This is a genomic window from Kitasatospora sp. NPDC004799 (assembly GCF_040609095.1).
Taxonomy (GTDB): Bacteria; Actinomycetota; Actinomycetes; order Streptomycetales; family Streptomycetaceae; genus Kitasatospora.
This window is the reverse complement of record NZ_JBEXJK010000258.1, coordinates 1-11735: the sequence shown is the minus strand read 5'-3', so window position 1 is coordinate 11735 and position 11735 is coordinate 1. Positions and strand designations below refer to the sequence as shown.

7 protein-coding genes are annotated in these 11735 nt (G+C 73.3%); 4 read left to right on the top strand and 3 right to left on the bottom strand.

Annotation, left to right across the window (positions count from 1 at the left end; all coding sequences use genetic code 11):
• A partial coding sequence (locus ABZW03_RS27405) for a glycoside hydrolase family 31 protein (protein WP_355263620.1) occupies positions 1 to 803 on the top strand: 803 nt, incomplete at its 5' end.
• A gap of 49 nt (positions 804 to 852) precedes the next feature.
• Here ABZW03_RS27405 and ABZW03_RS27400 read toward each other — a convergent pair.
• Together ABZW03_RS27400 and ABZW03_RS27395 are read right to left on the bottom strand one after the other, a co-directional pair.
• Entirely contained in the window at positions 853 to 2304 is a 1452-nt protein-coding gene (locus tag ABZW03_RS27400; RefSeq protein ID WP_355263617.1) for a GH1 family beta-glucosidase, read from the bottom strand.
• Between the two features lie 170 nt (positions 2305 to 2474).
• A complete protein-coding gene (locus ABZW03_RS27395; protein WP_355263614.1) occupies positions 2475 to 4619 on the bottom strand; it encodes an alpha-galactosidase in 2145 nt (714 codons plus the stop codon).
• Positions 4620 to 5428: 809 nt separating this feature from the next.
• Between ABZW03_RS27395 and ABZW03_RS27390 the strand changes: the two genes are divergently transcribed.
• On the top strand, positions 5429 to 6844 hold the full coding sequence (locus ABZW03_RS27390) for a non-reducing end alpha-L-arabinofuranosidase family hydrolase (RefSeq protein WP_355263611.1): 1416 nt from the start codon (positions 5429 to 5431) through the stop codon (positions 6842 to 6844).
• Between the two features lie 175 nt (positions 6845 to 7019).
• Here the strand turns inward: ABZW03_RS27390 and ABZW03_RS27385 are convergent, their stop codons facing one another.
• Entirely contained in the window at positions 7020 to 8810 is a 1791-nt protein-coding gene (locus ABZW03_RS27385) for an ABC transporter ATP-binding protein (RefSeq protein ID WP_355263608.1), read from the bottom strand.
• A gap of 209 nt (positions 8811 to 9019) precedes the next feature.
• Between ABZW03_RS27385 and ABZW03_RS27380 the strand changes: the two genes are divergently transcribed.
• Positions 9020 to 9694 carry a response regulator transcription factor gene (locus ABZW03_RS27380; protein ID WP_355263605.1) on the top strand — a complete coding sequence of 225 codons (675 nt, stop codon included), beginning with the start codon at positions 9020 to 9022 and terminating at the stop codon, positions 9692 to 9694.
• Between the two features lie 429 nt (positions 9695 to 10123).
• A complete protein-coding gene (locus tag ABZW03_RS27375) occupies positions 10124 to 11224 on the top strand; it encodes a histidine kinase (protein ID WP_355263602.1) in 1101 nt (366 codons plus the stop codon).
• Positions 11225 to 11735 lie beyond the last annotated feature (511 nt).

Here is an 11735-nt window from a genome sequence, read left to right as displayed (position 1 = left end):
CTTCCGATCGGGCCGCGAACCTCTACCCGCTGGAGCACGTCCGCGCGGTGGCCGACGGCCTGCGCGCGGCGGGCGAGGACCGGCCGCTGTCCCTGGTGCGGTCCGTCTGGGCGGGCAGCCAGAAGTACGGCGCCCTGCTGTGGTCCGGCGACATCCCCACGACCTTCGACTCCCTCGGGCGCCAGATCAGGGCCGGGCTGAACGTCGCGATGAGCGGCATCCCCTGGTGGAACACCGACATCGGCGGCTTCTTCGGCGGCGACCCGGACGACCCGGCGTACCGCGAGCTGCTGATCCGGTGGTTCCAGTACGGCACCTTCAGCCCGGTCATGCGGCTGCACGGGGACCGCGTGCCCCACCACCCCGCCTTCGCCACGGACATGACCGGCGGGCCGAACGAGGTCTGGTCGTACGGGGAGCAGGCGTACGGCATCCTCCGCGACCACCTGTCGCTGCGCGAGCGCCTGCGCCCGTACCTGCACCGCCTGTCCGAGGACGCCCACCGAACCGGCGCCCCGCCGATGCGCCCGCTGTTCTTTGACTTCCCCGAGGACGAGCGCGCCTGGGAGGTGGACGACCAGTTCCTGCTCGGCCCCGACCTGCTGGTGGCGCCCGTGTACGAGGCGGGTGTCCGGGCCCGTCGGGTGTACCTGCCGTCCGGCACCCGCTGGCGCGACCCGGCCACCGGCCGCGTGCTGGACGGCGGAACGACGCTCGACGCCGAGGCCCCGCTGGAGCGCATCCCGGTCCTCGTCCGGGAGGGCGCCGACGTCGCGGCCCGGCTGACATCCTCGGCGGCCTGAGGAAGGGAGCCGGGCGAGCGCGGCGCTCGCCCGGCTCCCGGCCCGAGCTCTAGTCCAGTCCGCCGCGGCGGATGGTCTCGGCGTACCAGTGGGCGCTGGACTTCGGGGTGCGCTGCTGGGTGGCGTAGTCGATGTGGACGATGCCGAAGCGCTTGCTGTAGCCGTACCCCCACTCGAAGTTGTCCATCAGCGACCACAGGTAGTAGCCCCGGACGTCCGCGCCGGCGTCGACGGCGTCGGCGACGGCTTCGAGATGGCCGCGGAGGTAGGCGGTCCGCTCGGGGTCGTGGACGGTGCCGTCGGGCGAGACGGTGTCGTCGAAGGCGGCGCCGTTCTCGGTGACGAGCAGGGGCAGGCCGAACTCGCGGTGCAGGGCGGTCAAGGTGTCGGAGAGGCCGGTCGGGTCGATCGGCCAGCCCATCGCGGTCACGTTCTCGTTGGCCCGGTGGAAGACGACGTCCTCGGCACCCGGCCACACCGAGTGCGAGCCGGCGCCCTGCCCGTCCTCGCGCGGGAGGCGCCGGCCCCCGGCGGGGGCGGAGACGACGGTCGGGGCGTAGTAGTTGAGGCCGAGCAGGTCGATGGGGCGGGAGGTCTCGGCGAGGTCGCCGTCGTGGACCAGGGCGTCCCAGTCGACCAGGTGGGCGGTGTCCTCGAGGAGGTCGTCGTCGTAGCGGCCCTTGAGCATCGGGCCGGTGAAGATCCGGTTGCCGACGGCGTCGATCCGGCGGGCCGCCTCCTCGTCCTCCGGACTCTCGCCGAGCGGCCGCACCGCGTGCAGGTTCAGCGAGACGGAGATCCGGGCGGAGGCGGGCAGCGCGGCGCGCAGGGCGCCGACGGCGAGCCCGTGGCCGAGGTTGAGGTGGTGGGCGGCGCGCAGGGCGTCGGCGGGGTCGGTGCGGCCGGGGGCGTGGGCGCCGGCGGCGTACCCCATGAAGGCGCTGCACCAGGGCTCGTTGAGGGTGATCCAGGTGGGCACCCGGTCGCCGAGGGCCTCGGCGGTCAGGGCGGCGTACTCGGCGAAGCGGTGGGCGGTGTCGCGGGCGGGCCAGCCGCCGCCCACGGCGGAGCCGCCGACCGGCGGGGTCTCGAGTTCCTGGGGGAGGTCCCAGTGGTAGAGGGTGGCGACGGGGGTGATGCCGTGCTCCAGCAGTTCGTCGGTGAGGGCGCGGTAGAAGTCGAGGCCGTGCTGGGAGAGGGGGCCGTGTCCGGTGGGCTGGACGCGGGGCCAGGCGATGGAGAAGCGGTAGCTGGTGAGGCCGAGGCCGGCCATGAGCCGGACGTCTTCGCGGAAGCGGTGGTAGTGGTCGACGGCGGTGTCACCGGTGTCGCCGTTCTCGGTCCTGCCGGGGGTGTGGCTGAAGGTGTCCCAGATCGAGGGGGTGCGGCCGCCCTCGGCGGCGGCGCCCTCGATCTGGTAGGCGGCGGTGGCCGCGCCCCAGGCGAAGCCCGTCGGGAACGGGCGTCGGGCGGGGCGGTGGTCGGACGGGACTGCGGTCATGAGGGGTGTGCTCCCGAGAGATGCGGTGGACAGGGGGCCGACCGGCCGCGCGACGCCGGCCGGGGCCGGCCGGCGGCGACCCGTCGGGATGCGGCCGGTGCCCCGGAGCCCCGACCGCAGGGTCCTGCTCCTGCGGTCGGGGGCGGAGAGCTCGGCGGTGGGCGGGAGGACTACTCCGGCGAGCCCGGCGGCTGAGCCTGCGCCTCGACCACCAAGGCCTGGCCAGGGCGGCTGGCCAGGTCAGGGGCTGCGAGGCCGACGCGGGCGAGGTACCGGCCGGTGAGGGTGGGTGCGCTCGCCCGTCGTGCCCAGGCGGGCCAGGTGTGCTCGGGGGCGGAGAGTTCGGGGCGCACCCGCAGGACGTAGCGGGTCTCGGGCTCCAGCCCCGGGAGGCGTACCGGCGCGCCGTTCCCGGCCACGGAGGTGTCCAGTTGGACGTAGGCGAAGAGGGCGTGGGTCCGGTCCCGCGCGACGACGCCGTGGACCCAGGCGGCCGGGTCGGGGTGGTCGGTGCGGACGACGTCGCCGCCGTGGAGCAGCGGGCGCAGCTGCTTGTAGGCGCCGACCCACGCGGTCAGCGCGGTCAGGTCGTCCTGCGACCAGGTCGAGATGTCGGACTCGATGCCGGCGTGTCCGAACAGGGCGGTGGCGCAGCGGAAGGCGAGCGTGGTGTCGCGCCGGCTGATGTGGGCGGGGGAGGAGCCGACGTGGGAGCCGATCAGCTCGGGCGGCAGCAGCAGGCCGGTCCAGCGCTGGATGGCCTGGCGTTCGATCGGGTCGATGTTGTCCGATCCCCAGATCCGGTCGGTGCGCTCCAGGATGCCGAGGTCGGTGCGGGCGCCGCCGGAGGAGCAGGACTCGATCTCCAACCCGGGGTGGCGGCCGCGCAGTTCGTCCAGGAGCCGGTAGGCCGCGGTGGTCTGCGCGTGCACGCCCGGTCGGCCGTCGTGGACGGCGTCGGCGAGGTCGCGGTTGTGGTCCCACTTGATGTAGTCGATTCCCGCGTTCCCGACGAGGGTGCTGATCCGCTCCAGCAGGTAGGCGTACGCGTCGGGGTGCGCGACGTCCAGGACGTGCTGGCTGCGCTGCTCGAACGGCAGGCGTTCGGGGTCGGCGAGGAACCAGTCGGGGTGGGCGCGGGCCAGGTCGGAGTCGGGGTTGACCATCTCGGGCTCGAACCAGACGCCGAACTGCATGCCGAGCCCGTGGACGTGGTCGGCGAGCGGGCGCAGCCCGTCGGGCCACACCTTCTCGTCGACGTACCAGTCGCCGAGGCCGGCCCGGTCGTGGCGGCGGTGCCGGAACCAGCCGTCGTCCACGACGAACCGCTCCACGCCGACCGACGCCGCGGTGTGCGCGAGGGCGCGTACCCGCTCGGGGTCGTGGTCGTAGTAGACCGCTTCCCAGATGTTCATGGTGACCGGCCGGGCGGAGTTCGGGTGCCGGGGCCGGGCCCGGAGCATGTCGTGGAAGCCTCGGCTGATTCCGTCCAGCCCCGTGCCGGAGGTCGCGAAGTACACCCACGGGGTTCGGTAGGACTCGCCCTCCGCCAGCCGGATCTCACCCGCGTCCAGCAGTTCGCCGCCGCCGAGGACGGTCGTCCCGTCGGCCAGCCGCTCCACGTACTGGACGTGGTTGCCGCTCCAGGCGGGGTGCACGCCCCAGACCTCGCCGTGCCGGAAGCCGAAGCCTTCGGTGCCGGCGAGCAGCAGCCCGGCGTCGAAGCCGGTGCGGCCGCGCCGGCTCTCCCTCGACCAGGCGCCCTGCCGCAGCGGGGAGCGCTGGGGGGAGCGTTCACGGGCCCAGCGGCCGGCGAAGTCCAGCAGTTCCGCGGCGTGGGCGGGGACCGGCAGCACGCACGCCAGCACCTCCAGGGTGTAGGTGTCCGGCGCCGTGTTGGTCAGGGTGTGGCGCAGCCGCACCACGCCCTGCTCCGTCATCCGCAGCTCGGTGTCCAGCGCGAGCCCGGCCCCGGGGTCCAGGGCCCGCACGCGGACGGTGCCGCCCCGGCCGTCGTGGGCGCGTACGGCGACCGGTTCGGCGAGCTCGAAGCGCTGGGGGCGGACCCGGCCGTCGCGGTGCCCGGCGAGGGTCGGACGTCCGAACCAGCCCCAGCCCTGTCCCTGGGAGGGCATCAGGCTCCCGGCCTGGTGGCGCGAGGTTCGGCCCATGGCGTCGAGCACCTGCGCGGCGTCGTCGGCGCGGAGGCCGGGATCGGCGCCCCAGTGCAGCACCTGGGGTACTTCGGGTCCGGTGGCGTCGAGCACGAGGGCCGTGTCACCGGCCGACAGCACGACGAGGTTCGCCTCAGTCATATCGTCCTCGTTCAGGGGATGGTCCTGGTCCCGTGCCCGGCGGGCGCCACGCCGCACCCTCGGCAGCACGGCGGCCGTGGCACGTAGGGGCGGTGCGGCCACCGCAGCGGCCGACGAGCCGTGCCCGGTGCGGAAGCGTCCTCGTCCGCCTGGAGCACGGCCGGAGGCGTCCGGCCACGGGCAGGTTCGGTTCTCGGAAGTTGCTGGTTAACGTTCACAAAGCGCCCTGGCCCGACGCGTTCGCCGGTTCGGGCTTCCGGCGTCGGCGGGTTGGTCGGTTCCGCGCCCCGCCGACGGCGTGCACTTCTAGAGATAACACGTTCGCCCTCGCGCTGAACATCCCATGGCCGGGAATGGACGCAGGAGTCGCGATGACGGGCCGGGATCCGCAGATCTGCTCAATACGGCTTCCGTGCACAGGATTTGAGGAGTTTCCGCCTTTCCGTGGCGGCCTGCAGGCATCCCATGTCCGGATCCGGTGCGCGGTCGCGAGGGTGCTCCCGCGATCGATCGGGGAGCTTGGAGCGAGCGTGACGTGGGAGTGCGCCGCCTCCGTCAGGAAAGTCGTTGCAGCCATCTTGACGTGCCCAGGTGGGCGGGTATTGACTCCGCTCATCTTCAAGATCTCCGCTGCCTCCCCCTGGGAGAGCTCACTTCGACCCTGAATTGTTAGCGCTAACATTCTTGTGGAGCTGTACGTCGCACTTCCTCGCCGGGCGCCCCCACCCCCTGGCGCGCCGTCAGGTGGCACACGTGTCAACGGCAACCCGACCGTGTGGCAGCTCCAGCCCTACAGATAGGACATCTCGATGCGTGGACAAAGTCGCGGGCCTCTGTCCCTCGTGCTCACCGCCGTGGTCACGGCCGCGGTGGCGTTGGCGTCGATGCTCGTCGCGGTCCCGGCTCAGGCGGCCACCAGCGGCGCCTTGCGCGGTGCGGGTTCCGGCCGGTGCCTCGACGTGCCGAACGCCGGTCGGAACGACGGAACGCTCCTGCAGATCTGGGACTGCTCGGGCGGGACCAACCAGCAGTGGACGTTGACGTCCGACAACCAGCTGACGGTGTACGGCGACAAGTGCCTGGACGTTCCGGGCCACGCCACCACGGCCGGCACCCGGGTGGAGATCTGGTCCTGCAGCGGCGGGGCGAACCAGCGGTGGCGGGTGAACGCCGACGGCTCGGTCGTCGGGGTGGAGTCCGGGCTGTGCCTGGACGTCAGCGGCGGCGGTACGGCCAACGGCACGGCGGTGCAGCTCTGGAACTGCAGTGGCGCCGGCAACCAGAAGTGGACCGGCCTGTCCGGCACGGGCACCACCTGCGCCCTTCCGTCGACGTACCGGTGGACCTCGACCGGTCCGCTGGCGGAGCCGGCGAACGGTTGGGCGTCGCTGAAGGACTTCACCGACGTGGTCTACAACGGCAAGCACCTGGTCTACGCGACCTACTCCGACGGAACGTCGTGGAAGTCGATGGGATTCGCTCCCTTCGCGAACTGGTCGGACATGGCCTCGGCTACCCAGACCGCCATGCCCTCGTCCGCGGTGGCGCCCCAGCTGTTCTACTTCGCGCCCAAGAACATCTGGGTGCTGGCCTCACTGGGCTGGGGCACCGCCTGGCCCTTCACCTACCGCACGTCCAGCGACCCCACCGACCCCGCCGGCTGGTCCGCGCCGCAGCCGATGTTCACCGGCAGCCTCCCCACCGGCGGCCCGATCGACCCGACCCTGATCGCCGACGACCAGAACATGTACCTGTTCTTCGCCGGTGACAACGGCAGCGTCTACCGGGCGAGCATGCCGATCGGGAACTTCCCCGGCAGCTTCGGCTCCTCGTACACCACGGTCATGAGCGACACGGTGCAGAACCTGTTCGAGGCGCCCCAGGTCTACAAGGTCCAGGGCCAGAACCAGTACCTGATGATCGTCGAGGCCCGGGACGCGAACGAGCACCGGTACTTCCGCTCGTTCACCGCCACCAGCCTGAACGGCTCCTGGACCCCGCAGGCCGCCACCGCGGGCAACTCCTTCGCGAGCCAGGCCAACAGCGGCGCCACCTGGACCAACGACATCAGCCACGGCGACCTGGTCCGCAACAACCCCGACCAGACCATGACCGTCGACCCCTGCAACCTCCAGCTCCTCTACCAGGGCAGGTCTCCCTCCTCGGACGGCACCTCCTACCTGAAGCTGCCGTACCGGCCGGGCGTGCTCACCCTCCAGCGCTGACCCGCTCAGGTCCACCCGGGAGCCGATGCCCAACGCCTCGAGGGCCCCGGCCGTACGGCGGCCGGGGCCCTCGTCCGTGACGCACGGCCGCGCGGTGCCGGAACAGCGCCGCGCGGCCGTGCGCACACCGGTTCGGCGGGGTCGGGGAGCAGGGGTCAGGGGGCAGGGAGTGGGGTCAGGGAGTCGGGGTCAGCAGCTGGGTGGCCGCCAGCTCGGCGTAGAGGCCGTCCCGCTCGACCAGCTCCGCGTGGGTGCCGACGGCCCGGACGCGGCCTGCGTCCATCACCACGATCCGGTCGGCGCCGGTCACCGTGGACAGGCGGTGGGCCACCACCAGGACGGTGGTCTCCCGGGCCGCCTGCGCCACGATGTCCCGCACCGCCAGTTCGTTGACCGCGTCGAGTTGCGAGGTCGCCTCGTCGAGGAGCAACAGCCGGGGCCGCCGCAGCAGCGCGCGGGCGATGGCGACGCGCTGCCGCTCGCCGCCCGAGAGCTTGGAGCCGCGGTGGCCGACCAGGGTGTCCAGACCGTCGGGCAGGCGGGCGACGAGGGTGTCGAGCCTGGTGCGGACCAGGATGTCGTGCAGGTCCTGCTCCGAGGCGTCGGGTGCGGCGAAGAGCAGGTTCTCGCGGAGCGTGCCGGCCAGGACGGGGGCGTCCTGTTCGACGTACCCGACGGAGGACCGCAGTCGGGGCAGCGACCAGTCCCGGACGTCCCGGCCGTCCATCAGCACCCGGCCGCCGGTCACCTCGTGGAAGCGCTCGACCAGGGCGAAGACCGTGGACTTGCCCGCGCCCGACGGGCCGACGAGGGCGGTCATGCCACCGGCCGGCACCTCGAAGCTCACCTCGCGGTGGATGTCGGGCAGCTCCGGGCGGTAGCGGAAGGACACCTGCTCGAAGCGGACCGAGGCCGGGCCCGTGTCCGGGCCCGCGGGGGCGGGCAGGGTGAGCCGGCGCAGATCCCGGTGTTCGGTGGAGAGCTGCTGCGCCCGGGTGATCCGGGAGATCGCGGCCGCGCCCTCCTGGTACTGGGAGGCGGCCTCGACCAGCCGGGACACCGGCTCGATCAGGTAGAAGACGTACAGCAGGAAGGCGATCAGCGTGGACACCGGGATCGCTCCGGAGGCCACCCGCGCCCCGCCGATCGCGAGCACCGCCAGGAACGCCAGCTCGATGGCGAAGACGTCCGCCGACCTGGCGAGTGCCTGCCACTTGGCGCCGCGCACGCCGTGCTGCCACGCCCGCTGGGCGGCGGCCATCACCCGGGCGGTCTCCCGCTCCTCGGCACCGGACGCCTTCACGGTGCGGTAGGCGCCGAAGGCGCGTTCCAGTTCGGTGGAGATCGCTCCCACCGCCTCCTGCGATCGCTCGGTGGCCTCGGAGATCTTCGGCATCACCAGGGCGACGGCCCCGCCGGCCAGCGCCAGCACGCCGAGTGTCACCCCCAGCAGGACCGGGTCCAGGACGGCCATCAGCACGACGGCCCCGACCAGGGTGACCAGGCCGGTGGCGCCGGAGACCAGCTCCCGGGTGGTGACGGCGCGCAGCAGCGTGGTGTCCGAGGTGACCCGGGACATCAGGTCGCCCGGCGGGATCCGATCGACCTCTGCGATCCGCAGCCGCAGCAGCCGACCGATCAGGCTCCGTCGTGCGGCCAGCACGACGGACTCGGCGGTCCGTTCCAGCACGTACCCGCTGAGCGCCTCGAACACCGTGCCGAGCAGCACGAGTGCGGTGAGCGACAGCACGATCGCCGTGATGGTCTGACCGGAGGAGAGCCGGTCCACCAGTGCCTTGGTGGCCAGCGGCTGCAGCATTCCGCCGGCCGCTCCGACCAGGGCGCACAGCAGGCCGAGCACGACCGTCCGCCGGTGCGGCCGGACGTACCCGTACAGTGCCCTGAAGGTCGCCCGCGCGGACAGCGGCGTGGTGTCCGCGCCGGACGGGTCGGATGCGGTGTTCACAGGATTCCTCTCAACCGGTGGTGTACCGGTCCAGCCTGGAGGCCCGCGGTGTCCTGCCCCATCCGGTGACCGACCGGACCGCCCCCGTCTGTCGGCTGCCGCTTCCCCCGCCGTGCGGCGGAGCGGCTGTCCACCCCGTGCGGGCCGGTGCGGGCGGGCACGGGATCATGGGGCGGTACGGCAGGGGTCCGGTACGGGGCGGAGGACGCATGATCCGGGTAGTGGTGGTGGACGACGAGGCGCTGATCAGGTCGGGTTTCGGCATGATCCTCAGCGCGGCGGGCGACATCGAGGTGGTGGCGACCTCCGCCGGAGGGCAGGCTGTCGCCACCGTCCGGGAGTACCGGCCGGACGTCGTCCTGCTCGACATCCGGATGCCGGACGTGGACGGGCTCAGCGTGCTGCGCGAGCTGGTCGTGCTGCCGTCGCCGCCGGTGGTGGCGATGCTGACCACCTTCGACACGGACGAGTACATCCTGACCGCACTGAACTCGGGGGCGTCCGGCTTCCTGCTCAAGGACACCGAGCCCGAGCAACTCGCCCCGCTGGTGCGCACCCTGGCGGCGGGCGGGGTCGTCCTGTCTCCGAAGGCCTCACGGAGCCTGCTGCGCGGCCACCCCGGCAGCGGGCCGGCCGTGGTCGACGAGGAGGCCGCGCGGGTCGACCGGCTCACCGAGCGGGAACGCGAGGTGCTGGTGCTGCTGGCCGAGGGCCTGTCCAACGCCGACATCGGCGTACGCCTCCACCTGGGGACCGGCACGGTGAAGGACCACGTCAGCGCGATCCTCACCAAGCTGCGCGTCGGTGGGCGGGTCCAGGCCGCGCTGCTCGCCCAGCGGGCGGGCCTGCTGGCCGACGGTCCGCGGCGGCCGACCCGACCGTAGTCCCCACCGTCCCGTCCCGTGCTCCGCGGCCGATCACCGCGCCGAGCGCCGGGAACACCCCGACGACCGGATGACGACCCCTGCCGGGCGGCTGGAGCTGCCGCCCAGTCGCCCAGCCGTCCGGCGGGACGGCCCCGAAGCGTCAGGGCCGAAGCGTTAGGGCCGAAGCGTTAGGGTCGCCACCGACGGTTCGTGTCGGCGAACAGCGCGGACCGTCGCCGGCCCGGTCGGCGCTCTGCGCCGCCCGCTCTCGCACCGTCGAACACGATCCGGGGCCGAGGCGGCGGGCACGGAACGGAGCGAAGACGAGGGGCACGGATGAGCAGGGAGCCGGTGACGGACCGGGGGCCGGTGGCGAGCGGCGGGACGCCGGAGGGGAACCGGCCGCAGCCGGCAGCGACGAGCCCTGCCCGCACACTGTGGGCGCGGGTGCCCGCCCCCGTCGTGGACGGCGCCCTGGTGGCAGCCGCGGGCATCGACACCTGGCTGAACCTCGCGGAGGACCCGGCGCCGCTCGACCTGGCGCTGGCCGCGCTCGCCTGTGCCGCGCTGGCGCTGCGGCGCAGGTTCCCCCTCGCCGTCCTGCTGCTCACCCTGCCGATCGCCTTCACCCAGGACGGCGTCGCGCTCGCGCCCGTCGTGGCGCTGTTCACCCTGGCCGAGCGGTCCCGCAACCGCCGGCTGCTCGCCGGCTGCGCCGTCGGCACCGCGCTCGCCACCAGCATCCCCTGGTCCCTCGGCGGCCCGTTCGAGGTCAGCCGGACCCTCACCCTGGTCATGTTCGTGTACAGCCTGGGCACCGCGGCCGCCGCCGTGCTGTTCGGGCAACTCGTCCAGACCCGCCGGGACCTGGAGCGGCAGATGATCGAGACCGAGGAGGCCAGGGAGCACGAGCGGGCCCTGCACGCCCAAGCCGTGCTCGCCCGCGAACGCGCCCAACTCGCCCGGGAGATGCACGACGTGGTCTCCCACCAGGTCAGTCTGATCGCCGTACGGGCCGGGGCGCTCCAGGTCTCCACCGAAGACGCCGACGCCAAGGACGCCGCCCGCACCATCCGTTCCCTGAGCGTCACGACGCTCGACGAACTGCGCAGCATGGTCGGACTGCTGCGCGCATCCGGCGGTCGCGACACCGAACTGACCCCCCAACCCACCCTGGCCGACCTGCACCGGCTCGTGGACTCCAGCGGCATCGCCACCCGGCTGACCGGCGAACTGCCACCCGCCCTCAGTGCCCCGGCCCAGCGGGCCGTCTACCGGACCGTCCAGGAAGCGCTGACCAACGCCCGCAAGCACGCCCCCGGCGCCTCCGCCGAGGTCGAACTCTGGCGGGACGGCACCGATGTCGGCGTGACCGTCACCAACAGCGCGCCCACCCGCCCCTCCCTGCCCCTGCCCGGCTCCCAGCAGGGCCTGATCGGCCTGCGGGAACGCGCCGAGATCCTGCACGGCACCCTTGAGTCCGGCCCGACCACCGAAGGCGGCTACCGGGTCGGCCTGCGCATCCCCCTCACCACCGACGGCGGCTGACCCCAGGACGCACCCCTTCCCGCTGCCGAAGGGGCTGAGGGCGGAGCGACCGCCTGCCAGGGTCGCGCCTCGACCCGGACGACACGGCGGAGCGGGCGGCGACGGGCTCGACGGCGGACGCCGAGGCGCTCAGGCACCTGCACGACGGCGCGGACTACCGGCGGCTGGCCGAACGGACGTCGGACCCCGAGGTCCTGAGCCAACTCGCAAGGTGCGAGTACCCGTTCGTCTGGCACGCGATCGCCTCCAACGCCGCCGCGCCCACCGACCTGCCGGCCGCGCTGTCCGTCCGGCGCCACAGCCCCTGGAACGACAACAGCCTCCTTCTCCTGCTCGCGGCCCACCCCGCCCTCACGGGCGAGGCCCTGGAGGGCCTGGCCGATCTCCCGGGTGACCGCCGCTGCGAGGGCGACCGCCCGTACGCGGCGGTGATGGGACCGGCCCGCCGCCGACCGGAGCTGTCGGCCGAACGGCTGCGTCGACTCGGCCGACAGCCCGGAGGCCCGATCGG